This window comes from Haloactinopolyspora alba (genome assembly GCF_003014555.1).
Taxonomy (GTDB): domain Bacteria; phylum Actinomycetota; class Actinomycetes; order Jiangellales; family Jiangellaceae; genus Haloactinopolyspora; species Haloactinopolyspora alba.
The window spans coordinates 584673-605293 of the sequence record NZ_PYGE01000001.1; the positions used below are offsets into that span (position 1 = coordinate 584673).

Sequence of the window (20621 nt, forward strand, 5' to 3'; positions counted from 1 at the left end):
TCCCGGTCGTGGTCATCGGTCCTCACGCAGTGGCGCGACCGAGTCGTAGGTCGTGCGCAGCAGCTCGACGGTCGGCTCGTATCGGCGCTGCGCCACCCCGACGAAGACGCAGTCGACCAGCATCAGCTGGGCGATCCGCGACGCCATCGCGCCCGAGCGGAACGTCGTCTCGCGCACCACCGTCAGCAGGGTCAGGTCGGCGGCCTCGGCCAGCGCGGAGTCCGAGATGTTGGTGACGGCCACCGTCGTCGAGCCGTGCGCGGACGCGGCGCGGAGGAATTCGACGGCCTCGCGGGTGGCGCCGCTGTGCGAGAACGCCACGGCGACGTCGCCGGCTCCGCCGATCGAGGCGGCCACCATGGCGTCGTGCGCGTCGCCGAACGCGAACGCCACCCGGCCGATCCGCATCAGTTTGCGCTGCAGGTCCGCCGCGCTCCATCCGCTGGCCCCGACGCCGTAGACGGTGGTGCGCCCGGCGGCGTCGATCGCGCCGACGACCGCCTCCAGAACGGCGGCGTCCAGCCCTGCCGCCGTCTCCTCGAGGCACAGCCGCTCCGAGAACGCGATCTTGGCGATCATGTCCGCGGTGTCGTCGGACGGCGTGATGTCCGCTCCGTGCCCCTCGTCCGCGCCCCGCTGCGCGGTCTCACGGCCCAGCTCGGTGGCCAGGGCGAGGCGCAGCTGGACGTATCCGGGCAGCCCCAGCGTGCGGCAGAACCGGACGACGGACGTCTCGGAGGTCTCACACATCCGCGCCAGCTCACTGATGGTCCGGTCGAGGACGACCTGCGGGTTCGCCCGGATCGCGTCGGCGACCCGGCGCATGGACGGCGGGTAGGACGCCGCCTTGGACTGGATGTTGCTCTGGATGCTCATGGCCGCCTCACCCTCGATCGCGCCGTCAGGTGTACAGGACGGCGTCGGCGGGCGGACGTGGTGCCGGCGGGCTCGCGGCGAGGATCTCGTCGGCGTCGTGCCGCGCGTCCACACCGGAACGCAGCGCGGGCGAGCCCCACAGCAGATCGACGAACGGCGGGCGGTGGCGGTCGTCGGGCTCGCGCCACCGGAAACCGTCCGGGTACAGCTCGGCGAACGCCGACAGGATCCCGATGCCGGTGCGCACCGGCTCGAAGGCGTCGGGGTCGAGCACGTGCATCTGGACGCCGCGCAGCGTCGACCCGGTCCACTTTCCGTGCGTGGGGCGGAACCTCAGGTCGCGGAACCGCACGCCTGGAAAGCCCAGCTCGGTCAGGCACGACGCCAGCCGCGCGTCCGCGTAGGGGGCGCCGACGATCTCGAACGGCCGCGTCGTCCCGCGTCCTTCGGAGACGTTGGTCCCCTCGAGCAGACCGGTGCACGGATACACCCGGGCGGTGTCCAGGGTCGGCATGTTCGGCGACGGCATCACCCACACGCGTCCGTCCGCGCCGGTGTCGTCGCGCCGCCACCCGTCCATCGCCACCACGTCCAGATCCGGACGCGCCGCCGTCGCCTCGGGAACGTGCTCGGCCGCGAACCACCGCGCCAGCTCGCCCACCGTCAGGCCGTGCCGCAACGGCACCGAGACCCGGCCGACGAAGCTCGCGCACGAGCCCAGCAGACCCGGGCCCTCGGTACGGACGCCGCCGAGCGGGTTCGGCCGGTCCAGCACCGTGACCGGCAGTCCGATGCGCGCGGCCGAGCACAGCAGATCGTAGAGCGTCCAGACGTAGGTGTAATAGCGCACCCCGACGTCCTGCAGGTCGAACAGGACGGCGTCCACCCCGGACCCGCGCAGCTGGTCGTCCAGTTCGCGCCCGGACCGGCCGTAGGTGTCCAGCACCGCCAGTCCGGTGCCCTCGTCCACGCCGCCGGGCTCACTCTCGCCGGCCTGTACGGCTCCGGCCATGCCGTGCTCCGGTGTGAACAGCGTGGTGAGCGGCACACCGGCGGCGAGCAGCGCGTCGACGTTGCGGGTGAGGTCCGGCATGGTGCCGGTGTCGTTCGTGAACAGCCCGACCGCGCTCCCGGCCACGAGCCCCGGGTCTTCCACGAGCCGTTGCACACCGGTGCGCACGGACCTGGCGGCGCGGACGTCGCGGCAGGGTACGGCGGCTTCCGTCATGGTGAAAGTACGTTACGTTTCGTTCCACCATCAGGTCAACGAATAACGTCGAGACGAGATCGCCGGAAACGCCATCCGTGGGCCCGCCGGCCACGTACAAGCCCGTGAGGGATCATCACGTCGTGCCCGGAGGTGAATCGATGTCCCGCAAGACGCGCCGCCGAATCCTGTTCGGCCTCGGCGGGTTCGTCCTGCTCGTCGCGCTCGTCATCGGCGGGACATACGTGTACGTCAACATCATCACGGGCGACGCGCCCGACCCGCTGGCGCTGGACGACACCGCGCCCGACGGCGCCGCGTCCGGTGCCGAACTGGACGGCACCTGGACCGTCGCCGAGGGCTCCGAAGCCGGCTACCGCGTCGACGAGGTGCTCAACGGCCAGGACAACACGGTCGTCGGCCGCACCCAGGACGTCACCGGTGAGTTCACGGTCACCGACGGCTCACTCGAGTCCGGCCGCGTCGAGGTCGACATGACGACCGTCACCACCGACAGCGACGCCCGGGACAGTCAGTTCCGCGGGCCGATCATGATGACCGACGAGTTCCCCACCTCGACATTCGAGCTCACCGAGCCGGTGCCGCTGGACGAGGTGGACGGCTCCGGCCGGGTGAGCCTGACCGCCACCGGCGACCTCACCCTGCGGGACACGACCCGGCCGGTCGAGGTGAGCGTCGACCTCCAGGTGTCCGACGACACGGTGCAGGTCGCCGGGTCGGCGCCGATCACGTTCACCGACTTCGGCATCGAACCGCCGGACCTGGGATTCGTCCGGGTCGAGGACTCCGGCGTCGTCGAGTTCCTGCTCACCCTGGACCCCACGTCCGCGGAGTGAGCAGACCCGACGTGGACCAGGAATCACCGATCCGGCCAGCCGTAGAGTCTGTGAGCTGATGTTTCGGCACCGGGGCACGTACTGACCAGGCGGGCGGACCGCACCGGCCGTGGCGGCCACGGAGCGGCACGAGGAAGCGGCATCCGCGTCGGAAGGGGTGACACTGTGGTCAACAGTTGCCGCTGGCGTCACGGTTCTCGAAAGGAGGGCAGCGGCTAAGGCACCTGGCGCGAACGAGGTCAGGTTTCCTGCGCACGCCGGAACTCGCGTCCGCGGGCTGCCCCCGCGGACGCGTTCGATTCCGTCAGATCCCGCCGCCGGAAGCTCCACTTCCACTGGACGAAGACCCGCCGTCGGACCCGGTGCTGCCGCTGGAGTCGGAACCACCCGTCGTCTCGGCGCCACCGGACGGCTTGACATCACCGCTCGGCCCGGCGTCACCCGCCGGCGAGGCGTCACCCGTCGGCTCGGTCCGCTCAGTGGGGAGCTCCGCGCCGTCGGCGCCCTGCGAGGCGCCCGGCTCCGGCGAGGCGCCCGGCTCCTGCGGAGCGCCCGAACCCTGTGCCGCTCCGGCTGAATCGCCGACCGGGGACGCCTCGGCCTGGCCCATCTGGGTCTCGCCGGTGCTCGCCGCCATGCCGGCCGGCGGCGGAGGCGGGACGCTGCCCGCGCCCTCGGGCGAGGACTGCCCCCGGTTGCGTGCCATGAAGTACAGCAGCGCCACGAGCCCGACGATCACGACCAGCACGATGACGATCCACAGCCAGACCGGCATGCCGCCACCGCCGGAGTCCTCGGCGCGGGCGCTGACCTCGAGGGTCTCGCCCGGCTCGGGCACCCACGTGACCGTGTTGCCGTCGAGTTCGCCGTTGTGCTCGATGACCTCGCCGGGGAACGTGATGCTGAGGCTGATGTCGACGGACTCCATCATGCCCTGGAGATCGGCCGCGTCGCCGCCGAGCTGGCCCTCGAGGCCCTCCATGCCCTGCATCTGCGACGGGTCCATCGCCGACGTGTCCATGGCGCCGGACACCACGAACTCCTCACCCTCGTGGGTGATGCTGAAGCCGTCCGACTCCTCGGCGAACTCGGAGAGGTCGGCGCCGTCGAAGGTGTAGCGCTTGCCGGAGAACTCGTCGTCCTCGTAGTGCTCGGTCTCGGTGCCCTCTGGCAGGTCCGTATCCATCTGATCGAACATGGCATCCGGATCCTCGCCCATGGCCGCAGCCATGTCCTGCATGTCCTTGCTCAAAGCGAAGACCATCGACCCGTCGACCGTGTCGTCGGAGTTCAGCTCCAGCTGCATCTCCGCCTTCACACAGCCGGTGAGCGACACCATCAACAGACCGGCACCGAGCGCACGCAGCGCTTTCCCTCGATTCATGGTGCGCAGCCTGGCACAACGCCGTTTTTTCCGCACCTGCGCGCGGGCCCTTCGACGGGCCCTGTCAGCCCCCGGCCCGGCATGCCGGGCCGAGGCACATGTAAGACCACGGCCAGGCATGATGGTACCGATGAGCACTCGGAGGCACCGTGTCGACAACTGACGCCCGCAGGCAGGACGCCGTCCGTCCTGATACCGAAGTGATACGTTCCGTGCTCGACGGCCGCTGGGCCGAGTCACGGCGAGCGATCCGCGCCCTCGCGGACGACCCGTTGTTCCATCCCGTGTCCGGGCTCTCCGTCGAGGCCTACCGCGATCGGGTGTGGCACCAGATGACGACGCTGGCCGCCGACGGACGCATCCGGGTCGGTTTTCCGGCGGCGCACGGCGGGGCCGACGACGTCGGCAGTTGGATCACGATGTTCGAGACGCTGGCGCACGCCGACCTGTCCCTGCTCGTCAAGGCCGGGGTCCAGTGGGGCCTGTTCGGCAGCGCGGTGCTGCACCTCGGTACGCGGCACCACCACGAGCGCTACCTCGACGACATCATCACGCTGCGGCTGCCGGGGTGCTTCGCGATGACCGAGACGGGACACGGCTCGGACGTCCAGGCGCTGCGTACCACGGCCGTGCACGATCCGGCGACCGACGAGTTCGTCGTGCACACGCCGGACGCCGACGCTCGCAAGGACTACATCGGCAACGCCGCTCGCGACGGCCGCTCCGCCGTCGTCTTCGCCCAGCTCACGACCGCTGACGAGGAGCACGGGGTGCACGCGTTCCTGGTGCCGATCCGCGCGGACGACGGGAGCCCGTTGGCCGGCGTCACGATCGGCGACTGCGGCGACAAGGCCGGGCTGCGCGGCGTGGACAACGGCCGGCTCGGCTTCGACCGGGTCCGCGTCGCGCGCGAGAACCTGCTGGACCGCTACGCCCAGGTCGCCGCGGACGGCTCGTACACCAGCCCGATCGCCAACCCGAACCGGCGGTTCTTCACCATGCTCGGCACCCTGGTGCAGGGACGGGTCAGCGTCGCCGGCGCCTCGGGCAGCGCCACGAAGTCGGCGCTGACCATCGCGGTCCGGTACGCCGAACGCCGCCGCCAGTTCACCGTGCCGGGCACCGACGACGAGGTCGCGGTCCTGGACTACCGCGCCCACCAGCGACGGCTGCTGCCGGCGTTGGCCACCACGTACGCGATGCACTTCGCCCAGTCGCAGCTGGTCGAGGAGCTGCGGTCGGTGCTCGGCGGCGACGACACGCACGCACAGCGCGAGCTCGAGTCCCGCGCCGCCGGGCTGAAAGCCGTCGCGACCGCGCACGCCACCACCACCATCCAGGAGTGCCGCGAAGCCTGTGGCGGCGCGGGCTACCTGTCCGAGAACCGCCTCCCGCAGCTCAAGGCGGACACCGACGTGTTCACCACGTTCGAGGGCGACAACACCGTCCTGCTGCAGCTGGTGGCCAAGGAGCTGCTCACCGGCTACCGGGAGCAGTTCGGCAACCTGGACTTCTCCGGCACGGTGCGGTTCGTCTCCGAACAGGTCGTCGAAACCGTCGTCGAACGCACCGCGGGACGGTCACTGATCCAGCGCCTGGTCGACGCCGTCCCCGGCCGCGACGAGGACGCCGACCTCCGGGATCGGGGCTATCAGCTCAAACTCTTCGAATCGCGCGAGAAGCACCTGCTCGACGGCGCCGCACGCCGGCTGCGCCGCGCTTCCGGCGCCACCGGCACAGCCGCGTTCGACGCGTTCAACGAGGTCCAGGACCATCTGCTCACGGCGGCCCGTGCGCACGTCGACCGGGTGGTTCTCGAGGCCTTCGTCGCCGCCATCGACACGTGCGCGGACACCGCGGCCACGGCGCTGCTCGACCGCGTCTGCGACCTGTACGCACTGTCCACCATCGAGGCGCACCGCGGCTGGTACCTCGAGCACGACCGGCTGTCCCCCGCCCGCAGCAAGGCCGTCACGGCGACGGTCAACGAGCTGTGCGCGGAGTTGCGTCCACACGCGCGTCAGCTGGTGGACGCCTTCGCCGTGCCGGACGCCTTCCTCGGCGCCGCGATACTGGACTGAGCACGTCAGGTCCGTTCGGCCACCAGATGGAAGCGGTGCGCCCACACGTCGAACCCGTCGTCGGCCCGGATCCGATCGTGCAGCGCGCGCAGCGGTGCGTCGTACGCGTCCAACGTGAATTCGCCGACCTGCCACGGTGCGATACGCAGGAACAGCACGACAGCACCGATGTCGGTGAAACGCGTCGGCGGGAACTCCTCCCCTGACGCGGTGACGCGCAGACCGCACCGCTCGACGTCGCGCACGCTGCCCGCCAGGTCGTGCTCCGCATATTCGAGCGGTGGCGCTCCGAGCGCCTCGTTCAGCCCTTCCAGATCGCGCCCGCCCACCTGCTGGGTGACGAACGTCCCGCCCGGACGCAGCACCCGCGCCACCTCCGCCGGGTCGAACTCCTCGTGCTTGTTCAGCACGACGTCCATGCTCGCGTCCGGGACCGGGAGCTCGCTCGGAGCCGCGGTGACGTCGACGACCTCGACGCCCAGCGGCTCGAGCCGGCGCCGGGCGACGTCCACGTTCGGCGCCCAGCCCTCCGTCGCGATCGTGCGCGGCGGCAACGGACCGAGCATGCTCAGCAGCTCGCCGCCGCCGGTGCCGAGGTCGAGCGCCGCCCCGGCGCCGGCCAGCGCGGAACGGGCGAGCCGCGCGTAGCTCCACGATGTCGATTCCTCGCGCATGCGTGGGTTCAGCTCGCTGAAGTCCCATCCTTCGAACGGGTGCGCCATCGCCGCGGCCACCAGTTCGTCGTACGACGTGTCCATCGTCCACTCCTCGTCCCGGTTCTCTGTCCCCGACTACACCACGACGACGCTACGGTGGCCGAATGCGGATCGTGTCGCTGCTGCCGTCGACCACGGAGACCCTGTTCGCCATCGGGGCCGGCGACGACGTCGTGGGCGTCACGTTCGAGTGCGACCACCCGGCCGAGGCACGCACCCGCACCATCGTGTCCACCAGCGCCCTGCCCGACGGTCTCGCACCGGGGCGCATCGACGAGATCGTCAGCCGCCGGATGGCCGCCGGTGAGGATCTCTACCACCTGGACCAGGGTGCGCTGGCCGGACTGGACGCCGACCTCGTCGTCACCCAGGACCTCTGCGCCGTCTGCGCGGTCGACGTCTCGAACGTGCAGGACGCACTGGAGCATCTGGTGTGCTCGGCCGACGTGCTGACCATCGACCCGCAGAACCTCGCCGAAGTGCTGGCGTCGGTACGCACCCTCGGCAACGCCACCGGCACCGGAGACCGCGCCGATGAGCTCGTCACGTCGCTGACAGGGCGGCTGGACGCGGTCCGGGCGACCATCGCGCACCGGCGCCACGTTCCGGCGCTCGTCCTGGAGTGGACCGACCCGCCGTTCGCGCCCGGGCACTGGGTTCCGGACATGGTGGAAGCCGCGGGCGGAACGTGCGTCCTCGGAGAGGCCGGCGAGCGCTCGTACCGGACCGACCCGGCCGTGGTCCGCGGGTCCGCCGCCGAGGTCGTCGTCTGCGCGCCCTGCGGATTCGGACTGGACGAGTCCACGAGGCTGGCGCACGAACTGGTCGAACATGACGGTGTCGCGCCCGGCACGCCGGTGTGGGCGGTCGACGCGAACGCGTCCTTCGCCCGGCCGGGACCGCGGCTGGTCGACGGCGTGGAGGCGCTGGCCGCGATCTTGCACCCCGAAGCTGCCGGCCCTCCGGATCCGGCACTGGCGCGCCGCGTACGCTGAGCACGGATCACCCGGCGGAGCGAAGCACCTCGAGTGCCCGGTCGGCGTGCGCGTCCATGGAGACCTCGCTGCGGATGACCTCGACCACCCGCTGGTCGGCGCCGATGACGAAGGTGTGCCGCTTGACCGGGATCGGCCCGATCCGGCGTTTCACGCCGAACCGCTCGGCGACTGTCCGGTCCTCGTCACTGAGCAGCGGGAATCCGACACCGTTGCGGTCGGCGAACTCCTGCTGCCGGGACACGTCGTCGGCGCTGATGCCGACGGTCTGTGCGCCCACCGCCGTGAACTCGGCGACCAGGTCGCGGAAGTGGCACACCTCCGCGGTGCAGCCCTTGGTCATCGCCGCCGGATAGAAGAACAGCACCACCGGCCCGTCCGCCAGCATCTCGCTCAGCCGCCGCGGTGTTCCGTCCTGGTCCGGGAGCTCGAAATCCTCGACCACGTCACCGGCCTTCATGCGGCGATCCCTTCGGCGAGATTCATGATCAGCCGAACCAGGCTACCTGGACGACGACGATCCGTTCACGCACCGAACGGGCCTGGCGTTCCTGCCCCGTGGCCGGCCGTCGGAACGATAGCCTCGGCGGCTGTGTCCGAGCAGATCACGGCCGGCATCGGCCGCCGCATCATCGCCTTCGTCGTCGACGCCGTACCAGGGCTCGTCCTGTTCTGGTCGCTGGTCGCCGCGCTCGGCGACAAGATCGGCGAGAAGGACGGCACGAACATCACGATGCGGTTCGAGATCGTGAACGGCCAGACCCAGGCGGAGTTGTTCGGGACGCTGTACCACCTGGACGACGGTCCGGCCGCCCTGGTCACGCTGGTCGGCCTGGCCTACTGGATCGGCGTTCTCGTGGTATGGCAAGGACTCACCGGCCGGACCATCGGCAAGAGCCTGACGAACATGCGCACCGTGGACGCGAACGGCCGTCCGTGCGGTATCGGCCGGGCGGCCGCACGCTGGGTGCTGCTGATCGTCGACGCGTTCCCCTACATCATCCCGATGCTGGTCGGTTTCATCACCGCGGTCTCCTCGCCGGACCGGCGGCGTGTGGGCGACCGCGTGGCGAAGACGTGGGTCGTCCGCGCCGACGCGGTCGGCCGCCCCATCGGAGTCGACCACGAGTCGGACTGAGCGTGACCCTGTGGGTGACGGAGCGGATCAGGCTCGGGTCCCGAGTCGCGACGTGCGGTCCTCGTGCTGGCAGGTTGACACGAGTGGCAACGGTTGCGCCTCATGTCACCCGCTGCTGACAACAGGGCTTCGCCGCCCGAGTTTCCGCTTCACGCCGATGGCGCGAGCTGCGACCTGAAGGTCCGGACCAGGTCGGTGGTCCAAAGCTCTGGGATCTCCCAGGGGATGAAGTGGCCACCTTCGGGGTGAGCGGAGATGTTGACGTGGTTGTACCAATCGGCGCGGTCGGTTGCCAGAAACCACTCGATGCGCTCTTCGGAGCTGTCGACTCCCGGCGGGTTCTCGTAGTCGACGAACGTGATACCGGTCGGCGCCTCGACGACCGGCATCCGGTCATGGGAGGGGGTCCAGGGGTATCGGTTGTTGTTGGCGTACGTGCGGATCGAGCTGGCGATGGCGTTGCCGGTCCAGTAGATCGTCGCGTGGGTGAGTAGCTCGTCACGGCTGAACACGGAGTAGATGTCTCCGCCGTTGTCGGACCACTTCATCCACCGTTCGAGGATCCAGGCCAGCATGCCGACCGGGGAGTCGGTCAATCCGTACCCGAGTGTGCTCGGCGCGAGCAGGTGCGCGGCGAGGTGGACGGCGAACTTTCGCTCGATCTCGACCAGCCTCTGCCGCTGGTCGTCGGGGAGCTCGGGTGGGATGGGGCGGCCACCGGAGAGGTCCCAGGCACGGTCGCCGGTGAACAGGTCGAGTTTCAGGGCCGACCCGATGTGAATGCCGTACAGCTCGTCGGCGTACTTGTGACCGAGCTGTCCCGTGATGAGGGCACCGACGTCGCACCCCGCCGCGGCGTACCGGTGATGGCCGAGCGTCCCGGTCATCAGCTCGTGCCAGACGTCCGCGATCTTCCAGAAGTTCATGTCCGGCCGGGTGGGTGTCGAGTACCCGAAGCCCGGCAACGACGGGACGATCACCTCGAAAGCGTCCGCCGGGTCGCCTCCGAACGCGGCCGGGTCGGCGAGCCGGTCGACGACTTTCGACCAGTGCCAGAAGGTCCAGGGCCACCCGTGGCTGAGGATCAGCGGGGTGGGGGCGGGTCCGACGCCCGGCTTGCGCATGAAGTGGACGCGTGTGCCGGACACGTCGACCGTGTAGTGCTCGTAGGCGTTCATCGCCCGCTCGGCGGCGCGCCAGTCGTACTCCTCGGCCCAGTACTGCGCCAGTTCCTGGAGCAGAGCCCTGGGGACGCCGTACCGCCCGTCCTCGTTCCCCTCGTCCTCCGGCCAGACCGTCGCCCGTAGCCGTGACCGCAGATCCTCGAGGACCCGCTCGTCGACCGCGATCGGCGTGGTCGACAGTGCATTCACACTTGTGCTCACTTCCCGCTTCTTTCATCCGGTGTTCCGCCCTGCTCGTCGGCGAGCTGGACGATCTGGTCGAGGACGTCCGCGATGCTCAGCAGCCGCGTGCGGTCGGCGGGCTCGAGTCGATCGATCAGACCGCCCAGCCGCTCCGCACGATCGGCATGGCGCCGGGACACGATCGACTGACCCTCGGCGGTGAGAGACAGCATCGACGCCCGCCCGTCCGACGGATCGGGCCCGCGTTCGACGAGTCCGTCGCGTTCCAGCTTCGCCACCGCCGACGTGAGCGCCGGCTGCTTGATCTGTTCCGTGCGGACCAGGTCCTTCAGCCGGCACGGCCCCGCCCTGGACAACGTGTGCAGCACCGACAGCGCGGAGAAGGTCAACCGGTCCGAAGCCGGGAGCCGGATGAACACCGAGTTGAAATCCTCGATCGAGCGCGTCAGCCGCTCTACGGCACGAGCGTCGTCCATGCCGGAACTATATCGATGCTCGATATAAATCGCTCGATCGGGGTCTCCTTCGGCGGCGGCCTGCCGATCACCGGCGCCCGAGCGCTTTGGTGCCCGTTCGCGGACGTCACGCGTTGGATCCACCGTCGACGAGCACCGAGGTGCCGGTGATGCTGCGGCCTCCCGGCCCGGCCAGGTGGGCCACCGTCTCGGCGACATCCTCGGTGGTGCCGTAGCGCCCCAGGGCGGCGAGCTCGCGCTGCGCGTCGGCGCCGTCGCCGTCGGCCGGGTTCATGTCCGAGTCGGTGGGCCCGGGATGGACCACGTTGGCCGTGATACCCCGAGGACCGAGGTCACGTGCCAGCCCCTTCGTCATCCCGTCGAGCGCGGCCTTGCTGGCGGCGTAGAGCGTGATGCCGGGGAACGGCACACGATCAGCGAGGTTGCTGCCGACGCTGACGATCCGGCCGCCGTCGTTCATGTGCCGCGCGGCCGCCTGGGACGCCAGCAGCGCCGCCCGAACGTGGACGGCGAACGTGTGGTCGATCTCGTCGACCGTGAGCTCCTCCAGCGGCCCGTACGGGAAGATCCCGGCGTTGTTGACCAGGATGTCGATCCCGCCGAACCGGCTCACGGTCTCGTCGACCGCCCGCACCACGTCGTCCGGGCGGGCACTGTCGGCCTGGACGGCCAGGCCCGTGCGGCCGGCCGCTCGCACGGCGTCGACGGTCGTCGCCGCCTTGTCCGACGACGACACGAAGGTCACCGCGACGTCCGCGCCGTAGCGGGCCAGCGTTGCTGCAGTCGCCGCACCGATCCCGCGGCTACCACCGGTGACCAGGGCAATCTTACCCGTGAGCATGAGGCCTCCTCAATTATGTATCGTTCGATACATATTTCTACGGGGAGTACGCTGAGACCGTCAAGTCAATGTGTATTGAGCGATACAGAAACGGACCGCCGATGCCACCGCGAGGACGCCCGCGCGGCTTCGACCGCGACACCGCGCTACGCCGGGCGATGTGGACGTTCTGGCAGCACGGTTACGAAGGCACGTCCGTCAGCGACCTGACGGCGGCGATGGAGATCAGCTCGCCGAGCCTCTACGCGGCGTTCGGCTCCAAGGAGGAGCTGTTCCGCGAGTCCGTGGCGCTCTACGGCGAGATGGAAGGCGCCGAGACGCGCCGCGCGATGCGCGACGAGCCCACGGCACGCGACGCGGTCGAGGCGATGCTGCGCGGCAACGCGGACGTCTACGCCGACCCGGAGAAGCCGGCCGGCTGCCTCGTCGTGCTGGCCGCAGTCAACGGCAGCGACCAGAACGCCGAGGTCCGCGACTTCCTCGCCGCGTGCCGCCGGGAGGACTGGACCGTCGTGCGCGACCGGATCGCCCGCGGGATCGCCGACGGCGACGTCCCACCCGGAGCCGACACGGCCGCGATGGCCACGTACTACACGACGGTGCTGTACGGACTGTCCATTCAGGCCCGCGACGGCGCGGACCGGCGCACCCTGGACACGGTCATCGACGCGGCCATGACCGCCTGGGAGAGCATGGTGACCACCGTCGAGCAGCCGGCCGGGTGAGCACGAGAGCCACTGCTGCCGGCGTCAGTGGTTGCCGCTGAGCTGACCAGTCGTGCGCTCGTGCAACGCCGCGCTGTGCGGGTTCAGCCCGATCAGCTCGGCGTGCACCCCGCGAGCGGCGAACTTCGCCACCACCGCATCGAGCGTCGCCACCGCCGACGTGTCCCAGACGTGCGCGTCGGTCAGGTCGACGACCACCCGCGGCGTCGGGTCTGCGTAGTCGAAGGAGTGCAACAGTTCGTTGGTCGAGGCGAAGAACAGCTCGCCCGTGATCGCGTACACCCGGATGCCGCCGTCCGGATCCAGCACGCTCGACACGTCGACCAGGTGCGCGACCCGGCGGGCGAAGAAGATCGCCGCCAGCAGGACTCCGGCGACGACGCCATAGGCCAGGTTGTGCGTGGCCACGACGATCGCCACCGTGGTGACCATCACGGCGGTCTCACTCAGCGGCGTGCGCCGTAGCACGCTGGGCCGGATGCTCGACCAGTCGAACGTCGAGATCGAGACCATCACCATCACCGCCACCAGCGCGCCCATCGGGATCGCCGCCACCAGGTCACCCAGCACGAGGATCATCACGAGCAGCGCGACGCCGGAGGTGAGTGTCGACAGCCGCGTCCGGCCGCCCGACTTCATGTTGATGACCGACTGCCCGATCATCGCGCACCCGGCCATCCCGCCGAAGAAGCCGGTGGCGACGTTGGCAATGCCCTGCCCGCGCGCCTCCCGGTCCTTGTCCGAACCGGTGTCGGTGAAGTCGTCCACGATCTGCGCCGTCAGCAGCGACTCCAGCAGTCCGACGAACGCGAGCGTGACCGCGAACGGCGCCACGATCAGCAGCGTCTCGGCCGTCAGCGGCACCATCGGCACACCGATGACCGGCAGCGCGTTCGGCAGCTCACCCATGTCGCCGACCGTCGGGACGCTGACGCCGAAGCTCGCCGCGGCGACGCCGAGCACGACGATCGCCACCAGCGACGACGGCACCGCCCGGGTCACGCGCGGGAGCAGGTAGATGATCGCCAGCCCGGCCGCGACCAGGACGTACACCGGCCACGACTCACCCACGACGTGCGGCACCTGCGCCAGGAAGATCAGGATGGCCAGTGCGTTCACGAACCCGACGAGCACCGTCCGGGGGACGAAGCGCATCAGCCGTCCGACGCCGAGCGCACCGAGCAACACCTGCAGCGCGCCGGCGAGGATGGTGGCGGCGAACAGGTACTCCGCCCCGTGCTCGCGCACCAGCGGCACCATGACCAGCGCCATCGCGCCCGTCGCTGCGGAGATCATGCCGGGACGACCGCCGGCGATGGAGATGATGATGGCGATCGAGAACGACGCGTACAGGCCGACCTTCGGGTCGACACCGGCGATGATCGAGAACGCGATCGCCTCCGGGATCAACGCCAGCGCGACGACGATGCCGGCCAGCACGTCGCTCTTCGGGTTGCTCAACCAGGCCTCCCGGAACCGGGCCCACCTGGTGGCGCGGTGCCCGGTATCCGATGCGGGAGCGTTCTCGGGCAGGGCAGGGTCGGACGTTCGAGACACGGGTGATCCTCCGGTGACGGCACCTCGCGCGGTCGCGGACCGTTCGCGTCGGTGCTCGTCGGCTTGTCGAGGGCAGTGACGCTCACACGGCGGCGACGTCGGCGGCGCGCACCTGCCCCGGAGCGCAGCCGGGGCGGCAGGTGAGGTCGTGCTCGGTGTTGCGGCCGGCACTATGGTGCCGGGTCGTGCTCACGGTCGAGGGCGCGGAAGCGTCACGCGCCATTCGATCTTACGGCCATGTCCGTGGGTTACTCGCCAGTACCGGCGCCACGGACACGATCGACGGTGTGTGCTTACTCACCCCGCCAGCACCGGCGGGATCACCAGCGGGCGTGCACCAGCGGGCGGATGCGCTCGTCGTAGACCTCGCGGATCGACGTCGACGTCGCGTCGTCGAGCGGACTCAGCTCGGCCGCGGCCACGTTGCCCCGGGCCTGCTCCGGCGACCGGGCCCCCGGGATCACGACCGACACGCCGGCCTGGTCGAGGATCCAGCGCAACGCCAGCTGTGCCGTGCTCGCGTGTCCCGGGGTCAGCGCCGCGACCTCGCGGGCGGCAGCGACACCCACCTGGAACGGCACGCCGGCGAACGTCTCGCCCACGTCGAACGCCGAGCCGTCGCGGTTGAAGGTGCGGTGGTCGTCGACCGCGAACGACGTCGACTCGTCGTACTTGCCCGACAGCAGCCCGCTGGCCAGCGGTACCCGGACGATGATGCCGACACCGGCCGCCGCGGCAGCCGGGAGGACCGCGTCCAGCGGCTTCTGCCGGAAGCAGTTCAGGATGATCTGGATCGTCGCGACACCCGGACGGCGCAGCGCCGCCAGCGCTTCGTCGCAGGTCTCGACGCTGACGCCGTACGCGGCGAGCCTGCCCTCGTCGACCATCGCGTCGAGCGCGTCGAAGACCGCCTCCCGGTCGTACACCTCCGGAGGCGGGCAGTGCAGCTGGACCAGGTCGACGGTGTCCACCCCGAGGTTCTCGCGGCTGCGATCGTTCCACGCCCGGAACGCGTCCGCCGTGTACGCGTCGGCGGTGTGCGGGTCGGCACGGCGCCCCATCTTCGTCGCCACCGTCAGTCCGGCGCCCGGGCGCTCGCGCAGCAGCCGCCCGACCAGCCGCTCGCTGCGGCCGTCGCCGTACACGTCGGCGGTGTCGATGAACGTCACTCCGGCGTCGACCGCGGCCCCCAGCGTCGCCATCGCGGTGTCCTCGTCGACGTCGCCCCAGCTGCCGCCGATCTGCCAGGCCCCGAATCCGACGACCCCGACCCGGCGGCCGGTGCGTCCCAGCGTTCGCGTCTCCACGGCCACGACCCTAGGTCATGCCGGCGACGTCAGCCCGGCAGGTGCGCCTCGATGGCACCGACGACGTCCTCGGACTCCGGCTCCGTGCGCGGCCGGAACCGACCGGTCACGGCGCCGTCGGGCCCGACGAGGAACTTCTCGAAGTTCCACTGCACGTCGCCCGCCTCGCCCGTCGCGTCCGGCACCCGGGTCAGCTCCGCGTACAACGGCTGCCGGTCCGCGCCGTTCACGTCGGCCTTCTCGAACAGCGGGAAGGTGACGCCGTAGGTGGTCGAGCAGAACGTCTCGATCTCTTCGGCCGTGCCCGGCTCCTGCCCGCCGAACTGGTTGCTCGGGAACCCGAGCACGGTGAAGCCGCGGTCGGCGTAGCGCCGCTGCAACCGTTCCAGCCCCTCGTACTGCGGCGTCAGGCCGCACTTCGACGCGACGTTGACCACCAGCAGGACCTGTCCCTCGTAGTCGCCGAGCGTCGCCGCCACACCGTCGATGGTGCGCAGCGGAATGTCGTGCAGAGCGGTCACGCCGTCCTCCGTGCTGGTTGATCCTGCCGGTCGCTCCCGACTGTAGACGTCCCGCGGCGGCGCAGGTCACCCAGCCACGCACTCACCCGGGCGGTGTCCGGGTGAGCGGGCAGGAACGACGACGACGCGGCCTCCTCCAGCTTCTGCTGCAGCTCCAGCCGCCACGACTCCACTTCGTCCCAGGCCAGCACGCCGGAGCGCACCGCCTCGAGACCGTCGCGGTGTTCGGTCGCCACCTCGATCAGGTCGCCGGTGCGCAGCAGCGAGATGCCGTCGACCAGCAGGCGCAGCAGATGCGTGACCTGCCGTCGCCGCTGTGACTCTCCGCCCTGTCCCTCGGTCTCGGCCAGCTTCTTGAACTGCGTCAGCACGTACGCCGCGTAGGCCGACCCGACCGCCTGGGAGAGAAACGCACCGCGCAGGTCGAGCAGTTCGTGCCCCGCCTCGCTCACCCATACGGTCCGCGGGGACCACAGCAGCTCCAGACATCCGGGGTTCGCCTCGAGCGCCAGCTCACAGAACCGTTCCACCTCCCAGGAGAACCACCCGCGGCCGGGGCCGGCGACGTGCACGGGTGGCTTGGTCAGCGACCAGAACGCGCTCGTCGGAGCCTGATAGACGCCCCGGACCTCGCTGCCGGCCGGTTCGTCGTCCGCGCGTTCGGCAGCGGAGCCCACCGTGGCCGCGTAGATGGTGTGCTCGGTGACGAGAGTCGCGTCGTCGACCTGCTCGGCCACCGGCCGGGACGGCGGCGCGCCCACGACGGTGAGCTGATCGGGTTGCGCTTCGACCCGGCGGCCGTCGATCAGCACGACGCCGTACCCCGCGTCGGTGACGCGTACGACCCGGCCGGAAACGCCACGCCCGGACGATCCACCACCGTCGGCCGGCTCACCGTGCAGGACGACCTGGGTGCCCGCAAGGATGGGTGGTCCTCCACTCATCCGCAGGTCCACCTCCGCTCCGATGCGTGACGTCGAACCCGTGTCGCCCTGCGATGAACACCTGCCATGTGGGTCATTCTCTCGCGAATCGCACCCCGATGTGTGCCGACGTCGCGGAAGGGTCCTGTACGCAGCGGCGGCACGGACACAGGCGCCCGTACCGTGGTGACCATGACCCAGGATCAGTGGAACGCCGTCGACCAGTACATCGACGAGCACCTCGTCGGAGACGACCCCACATTGAGCGCGTCGATCCGCGCGGCGGACGACGCCGGACTCCCGCCCATCAACGTGGCACCGAACCAGGGCAAGCTGCTGCATCTGCTCGCCCTCGCCCAGGGCGCACGGAGCATCCTCGAGATCGGCACGCTCGCCGGTTACAGCACGATCTGGCTGGCACGCGCGCTGCCGGCCGACGGGTCGCTGGTCACGATCGAGGCCGACCCGGCCCACGCGGACGTCGCCCGGTCCAGCATCGCCGACGCGGGGGTCGCGGACATCGTGGACGTGCGTGTCGGCAAGGCGCTCGACACGCTGCCGGTCCTCGCCGAGGAGGGCGCCGGCCCGTTCGACCTGGTGTTCATCGACGCCGACAAGGCCAACAACCCGTCCTACGTCGACTGGGCGCTGCGGCTCACCCGCCGCGGCAGCGTGATCATCGTCGACAACGTGGTCCGCGGCGGAAGGGTCATCGACGCCACCACCGAGGACGCGAGTACGCACGGCACCCGTCGGCTCTTCGAGCAGCTGTCCACCGAGCCACGCGTCAGCGCGACGGCGGTGCAGACCGTCGGCAGCAAGGGCCACGACGGGTTCCTCCTGGCGGTCGTGATGGTCGACCCGTGACGCCCGACGACGAGGTCCCGCTCACCGGTGGCTTCGTCAACGACGTCGTCCGAGTCGGCGACACCGTGCGGCGGCCGCCGGGCGAGCGAGCGGCCTTCGTCCACGCGCTGCTGCGGCATCTCGCCGCACACGGGTGGCCCGGCGCACCGAGGTACCTGGGCGACGACGAGCACGGCCGGGAGATGCTCACGTACGTCGACGGTCACGTGGCGGCACAGGAACGGCAGCCGGAGTCCGTCACGTCCGACGAGAGTCTGCGCGCGGTGGCGGTGCTGGTCCGGGAACTGCACGAGCTCACCGCCGGCACCGAACTCGCCGCGACCGCCGAGGTGGTCTGCCACAACGACCTGTCTCCGAAGAACACTGTCTACCGCGACACGGGTGCCGGCCTCCGGCCGGTCACGTTCATCGACTGGGACATCGCCGCTCCCGGGGCACGGGTGCACGACGTCGCGCACGTCTGCTGGCAGTACGTCGGCCTCGGCCCATCCGTCGACGATGTCGGCGAGGCCGCGCGGCGGGTCCGGGTGATCTGCGACGCCTACGGCCTGGACCACCGTCGTGACCTCGTGGACACGGTGCTGTGGTGGCAGGAGCGTTGCTGGCGCGGTATCGAAGCGGCTGCCGCCGACGGCGACCCGGCGATGGCCGCCCTCCGCGACGGCGGCGTCGCCGAGCAGGTCCGGGCCGCGCACCGATGGACCCTCGACCATCGCGACGCGCTGGAGCGCGCGCTCGGGTGAGCCACGGCCGGCCCGCGTGGTCAACGGCCGCCGACGTCGGCGCGAATCCCCGATGAACAGCGTCGAACGCCGCTTTTGTACCGGATGCCCGGTCTCTAGCGTGATCCAGGACTCCGCACCGGCGGCAGCGCCGCAGTCGGTGCGGAAGCGCGTTCGACGCTCGTGGATTCGCCGGCCGAGAGGACCCCCCTGATGAACCAGCTCGCCCGTCGCCGCTTCCTCCAACTCGGCGGAGCGACCGCCGCCGCCGTCGCCGCCCCGACCACCGCCGGCTGGGCCGTGCCCTCCCCAGGACGCCTGCCCGACGGGCTGTTCGCACTGGGTGTGGCCTCCGGCGACCCGCTCCCCGACCGCGTCGTGATCTGGACGCGGCTGGTACCCGAACCGCTCGCGCTCGACGGCACGGGCGGCATGACCTCCCGGCCGGTCCCGGTGCAGTGGGAGATCGCGCACGACGAGAAGTTCTCGCAGCTGGCCCGCCGTGGCGCGACGGTCGCCCGCCCGGAGACCGGGCACAGCGTCCACGTCGACGTCGAAGGACTGGACCCCGCGCGGTGGTACTACTACCGGTTCCGGGTTCAGCGCCAGCTCAGCCCGGTGGGCCGGACCCGGACCGCCCCGGCACCCGGCACCATGCCCGACGGCTGGAAGTTCACCGTCGCCAGCTGCCAGAACTACCCGTCCGGCTTCTACACCTCGTACCTGAACATGCTGGACGAGGAGCCCGACCTCGTCTTCCACCTCGGTGACTACATCTACGAGGGCGGGGCCCAGGGACGGCTCGGCCGCGGCCACGTCCCGCACCACGAGATCCGCACGCTCGCCGACTACCGCGTCCGCCTCGCGCAGTACCGCGGCGACCCGAACCTGCGGGCCATGCACGGCGCGGCCCCGTTCGCGATGACGTTCGACGATCACGAGGTCGAGAACAACTGGTCGAAGGAGGACGCCGACCCGGACGTGCCGCCCGAGGAGTTCGCCCGCCGCAAGGCCGCGGCGTTCCAGGCCTACTGGGAGCACATGCCGCTGCGGACGGCGCAACGGCCACAGGGATCGGCCATCCGGATGTACCGGAGGCTGCACTGGGGCGACCTGGCGACCATCAACCTGCTGGACACCCGTCAGTACCGCAGCGACCAGATTCCCGACCGCGAGGCCGACGGGCCCGAGGCATGGGACCCGGACCTCGAGCTGCTCGGCAACGAGCAGATGAGCTGGCTGCTGGACGGCCTGTCCCGGTCGAGCACGCGGTGGAACGTGCTGGGCCAGCAGGTGCCGTTCTTCGAGGACCCCGACGTCGGGCGGGAGAACGACAAGTGGGACGGCTATCGGGTCGCCCGCCAGAAGGTCCTGGACGTGCTGGCCGGCGGCGGACCACGCAACCCCGTCGTCCTGTCCGGCGACATCCACCAGAACCGGGCGGCCGACATCAAGGCCGACTTCCGCGACCCCGAGGCCGCGACGGTCGGCGTGGAGTTCACCGGCACGTCGATCAGCAGCGGCGGCGACACCGTCCCCGACGCCCGGTTCGACCCGGACCCGGCGAACCCGCACATCCGGATGAAGGGCAGCGGCCGCGGCTACGTGGCGGTCAGTGTGACCCCGGACGAGTGCCGCGCGGACTTCCGCGTCGTCGACACCGTCGAGCAGCCCACCTCCGGGGTCAGCACGGTGGCCTCGTTCGTCGCGCGGGACGGAGAGCCCGGCCTGACCCGCGACTGATCGCATTGCGGACGTCGTTCCCGGACGTGATCGGCCCCGGCCCCGGGGCTGGTCACGTCCGGGGTCCGGCGCGGCCGGGCAGTCCGGTGCACGTGCTCGCCAGCGTCGGTGACGATGGACGACGTCTTCACCGCCCCGGCGGCGACACGGATCCAAATGCTCGCTGCCCTGACGCAGCGCCGCGGGTGACCCGGACGAGCCGACGAGCGATCCGACGTTGTCAGTGGTGGGCGGTAGTGTTTCGGACATGGGTTCGGTTGAGGTTGATCGGCTGGTCACCGTGGTGCAGGCGCTCGCGGCTGCCCCGGCCGGTGAACT

Annotated in this window: 20 protein-coding genes; 8 read left to right on the top strand and 12 right to left on the bottom strand. The window is 70.6% G+C overall.

Going from position 1 to position 20621, the window contains the following annotated elements; all coding sequences use genetic code 11:
* Positions 1-12: 12 nt before the first annotated feature.
* Both CLV30_RS02570 and CLV30_RS02575 read right to left on the bottom strand, forming a co-directional pair.
* The gene (locus tag CLV30_RS02570; RefSeq protein WP_106535571.1) at positions 13-876 is read right to left on the bottom strand and encodes a MurR/RpiR family transcriptional regulator; all 864 of its coding nucleotides are present in this window, start codon (positions 874-876) and stop codon (positions 13-15) included.
* A 25-nt stretch (positions 877-901) separates the two neighbouring features.
* Positions 902-2104 (bottom strand): exo-beta-N-acetylmuramidase NamZ family protein, encoded by a 1203-nt coding sequence (locus CLV30_RS02575; protein ID WP_205740396.1) that lies wholly within the window; start codon positions 2102-2104, stop codon positions 902-904.
* 140 nt (positions 2105-2244) lie between these two features.
* Between CLV30_RS02575 and CLV30_RS02580 the strand changes: the two genes are divergently transcribed.
* Positions 2245-2940, top strand: a complete 696-nt coding sequence (locus CLV30_RS02580) for a YceI family protein (RefSeq protein WP_106535658.1) — start codon at positions 2245-2247, stop codon at positions 2938-2940.
* Between the two features lie 304 nt (positions 2941-3244).
* On the opposite strand, the gene CLV30_RS02585 is transcribed toward CLV30_RS02580, so the two are convergent.
* Complete coding sequence (locus tag CLV30_RS02585; RefSeq protein ID WP_165358416.1) at positions 3245-4324, bottom strand: LppM family (lipo)protein; 1080 nt, start codon at positions 4322-4324, stop codon at positions 3245-3247.
* Positions 4325-4473: 149 nt separating this feature from the next.
* On the opposite strand from CLV30_RS02585, the gene CLV30_RS02590 reads away from it, so the two are divergent.
* Positions 4474-6405: an acyl-CoA dehydrogenase family protein gene (locus CLV30_RS02590; RefSeq protein WP_106535573.1), complete on the top strand. Its 1932-nt coding sequence runs from the start codon at positions 4474-4476 to the stop codon at positions 6403-6405.
* 5 nt (positions 6406-6410) lie between these two features.
* Here CLV30_RS02590 and CLV30_RS02595 read toward each other — a convergent pair whose 3' ends face one another.
* Entirely contained in the window at positions 6411-7163 is a 753-nt protein-coding gene (locus tag CLV30_RS02595) for a methyltransferase domain-containing protein (RefSeq protein ID WP_106535574.1), read from the bottom strand.
* 62 nt (positions 7164-7225) lie between these two features.
* Here CLV30_RS02595 and CLV30_RS02600 point away from each other — a divergent pair, with 62 nt between their 5' ends.
* Complete coding sequence (locus CLV30_RS02600) at positions 7226-8116, top strand: ABC transporter substrate-binding protein (protein WP_106535575.1); 891 nt, start codon at positions 7226-7228, stop codon at positions 8114-8116.
* Positions 8117-8123: 7 nt separating this feature from the next.
* On the opposite strand, the gene CLV30_RS02605 is transcribed toward CLV30_RS02600, so the two are convergent.
* Positions 8124-8576 carry a peroxiredoxin gene (locus CLV30_RS02605; protein ID WP_106535576.1) on the bottom strand — a complete coding sequence of 151 codons (453 nt, stop codon included), beginning with the start codon at positions 8574-8576 and terminating at the stop codon, positions 8124-8126.
* A 132-nt stretch (positions 8577-8708) separates the two neighbouring features.
* On the opposite strand from CLV30_RS02605, the gene CLV30_RS02610 reads away from it, so the two are divergent.
* Positions 8709-9254 carry an RDD family protein gene (locus CLV30_RS02610; protein WP_165358417.1) on the top strand — a complete coding sequence of 182 codons (546 nt, stop codon included), beginning with the start codon at positions 8709-8711 and terminating at the stop codon, positions 9252-9254.
* 149 nt (positions 9255-9403) lie between these two features.
* Here the strand turns inward: CLV30_RS02610 and CLV30_RS02615 are convergent, their stop codons facing one another.
* From CLV30_RS02615 to CLV30_RS02625, 3 genes are all read right to left on the bottom strand, one after another.
* A complete protein-coding gene (locus tag CLV30_RS02615; RefSeq protein WP_106535578.1) occupies positions 9404-10639 on the bottom strand; it encodes an epoxide hydrolase family protein in 1236 nt (411 codons plus the stop codon).
* The gene (locus tag CLV30_RS02620; RefSeq protein ID WP_106535579.1) at positions 10636-11097 is read right to left on the bottom strand and encodes a MarR family winged helix-turn-helix transcriptional regulator; all 462 of its coding nucleotides are present in this window, start codon (positions 11095-11097) and stop codon (positions 10636-10638) included. Before CLV30_RS02620 ends, CLV30_RS02615 begins: the two co-directional genes overlap by 4 nt.
* A gap of 106 nt (positions 11098-11203) precedes the next feature.
* A complete protein-coding gene (locus CLV30_RS02625) occupies positions 11204-11938 on the bottom strand; it encodes an SDR family NAD(P)-dependent oxidoreductase (protein ID WP_106535580.1) in 735 nt (244 codons plus the stop codon).
* Positions 11939-12039: 101 nt separating this feature from the next.
* On the opposite strand from CLV30_RS02625, the gene CLV30_RS02630 reads away from it, so the two are divergent.
* Positions 12040-12663 (top strand): TetR/AcrR family transcriptional regulator, encoded by a 624-nt coding sequence (locus tag CLV30_RS02630; protein ID WP_106535581.1) that lies wholly within the window; start codon positions 12040-12042, stop codon positions 12661-12663.
* 24 nt (positions 12664-12687) lie between these two features.
* Here CLV30_RS02630 and CLV30_RS02635 read toward each other — a convergent pair whose 3' ends face one another.
* The 4 genes from CLV30_RS02635 to CLV30_RS02650 all read right to left on the bottom strand — a co-directional run bounded on the left by CLV30_RS02635 (position 12688) and on the right by CLV30_RS02650 (position 16992).
* Positions 12688-14196 carry a SulP family inorganic anion transporter gene (locus CLV30_RS02635; RefSeq protein WP_106535659.1) on the bottom strand — a complete coding sequence of 503 codons (1509 nt, stop codon included), beginning with the start codon at positions 14194-14196 and terminating at the stop codon, positions 12688-12690.
* Between the two features lie 344 nt (positions 14197-14540).
* Complete coding sequence (locus CLV30_RS02640; protein WP_106535660.1) at positions 14541-15527, bottom strand: aldo/keto reductase; 987 nt, start codon at positions 15525-15527, stop codon at positions 14541-14543.
* A 29-nt stretch (positions 15528-15556) separates the two neighbouring features.
* Positions 15557-16048: a glutathione peroxidase gene (locus tag CLV30_RS02645; protein WP_106535582.1), complete on the bottom strand. Its 492-nt coding sequence runs from the start codon at positions 16046-16048 to the stop codon at positions 15557-15559.
* Positions 16045-16992: a nucleotidyltransferase domain-containing protein gene (locus tag CLV30_RS02650; RefSeq protein WP_106535661.1), complete on the bottom strand. Its 948-nt coding sequence runs from the start codon at positions 16990-16992 to the stop codon at positions 16045-16047. Before CLV30_RS02650 ends, CLV30_RS02645 begins: the two co-directional genes overlap by 4 nt.
* 171 nt (positions 16993-17163) lie before the next feature.
* Here CLV30_RS02650 and CLV30_RS02655 point away from each other — a divergent pair, with 171 nt between their 5' ends.
* From CLV30_RS02655 to CLV30_RS02665, 3 genes are all read left to right on the top strand, one after another.
* Entirely contained in the window at positions 17164-17838 is a 675-nt protein-coding gene (locus CLV30_RS02655; RefSeq protein ID WP_106535662.1) for an O-methyltransferase, read from the top strand.
* Complete coding sequence (locus CLV30_RS02660) at positions 17835-18581, top strand: phosphotransferase (RefSeq protein WP_106535583.1); 747 nt, start codon at positions 17835-17837, stop codon at positions 18579-18581. Before CLV30_RS02655 ends, CLV30_RS02660 begins: the two co-directional genes overlap by 4 nt.
* A gap of 192 nt (positions 18582-18773) precedes the next feature.
* On the top strand, positions 18774-20303 hold the full coding sequence (locus CLV30_RS02665) for an alkaline phosphatase D family protein (RefSeq protein WP_165358418.1): 1530 nt from the start codon (positions 18774-18776) through the stop codon (positions 20301-20303).
* Positions 20304-20621: the final 318 nt, after the last annotated feature.

What these genes read in the sequence shown, in the direction of transcription:
- CLV30_RS02570 (WP_106535571.1), bottom strand. Translation starts at nt 876, where the DNA reads ATGAGCATCCAGAGCAACATCCAGTCCAAGGCGGCGTCCTACCCGCCG.
- CLV30_RS02575 (WP_205740396.1), bottom strand. Translation starts at nt 2,104, where the DNA reads ATGACGGAAGCCGCCGTACCCTGCCGCGACGTCCGCGCCGCCAGGTCC.
- CLV30_RS02580 (WP_106535658.1), top strand. Translation starts at nt 2,245, where the DNA reads ATGTCCCGCAAGACGCGCCGCCGAATCCTGTTCGGCCTCGGCGGGTTC.
- CLV30_RS02585 (WP_165358416.1), bottom strand. Translation starts at nt 4,324, where the DNA reads ATGAATCGAGGGAAAGCGCTGCGTGCGCTCGGTGCCGGTCTGTTGATG.
- CLV30_RS02595 (WP_106535574.1), bottom strand. Translation starts at nt 7,163, where the DNA reads ATGGACACGTCGTACGACGAACTGGTGGCCGCGGCGATGGCGCACCCG.
- CLV30_RS02600 (WP_106535575.1), top strand. Translation starts at nt 7,226, where the DNA reads ATGCGGATCGTGTCGCTGCTGCCGTCGACCACGGAGACCCTGTTCGCC.
- CLV30_RS02605 (WP_106535576.1), bottom strand. Translation starts at nt 8,576, where the DNA reads ATGAAGGCCGGTGACGTGGTCGAGGATTTCGAGCTCCCGGACCAGGAC.
- CLV30_RS02620 (WP_106535579.1), bottom strand. Translation starts at nt 11,097, where the DNA reads ATGGACGACGCTCGTGCCGTAGAGCGGCTGACGCGCTCGATCGAGGAT.
- CLV30_RS02625 (WP_106535580.1), bottom strand. Translation starts at nt 11,938, where the DNA reads ATGCTCACGGGTAAGATTGCCCTGGTCACCGGTGGTAGCCGCGGGATC.
- CLV30_RS02630 (WP_106535581.1), top strand. Translation starts at nt 12,040, where the DNA reads ATGCCACCGCGAGGACGCCCGCGCGGCTTCGACCGCGACACCGCGCTA.
- CLV30_RS02650 (WP_106535661.1), bottom strand. Translation starts at nt 16,992, where the DNA reads ATGAGTGGAGGACCACCCATCCTTGCGGGCACCCAGGTCGTCCTGCAC.
- CLV30_RS02655 (WP_106535662.1), top strand. Translation starts at nt 17,164, where the DNA reads ATGACCCAGGATCAGTGGAACGCCGTCGACCAGTACATCGACGAGCAC.
- CLV30_RS02665 (WP_165358418.1), top strand. Translation starts at nt 18,774, where the DNA reads ATGAACCAGCTCGCCCGTCGCCGCTTCCTCCAACTCGGCGGAGCGACC.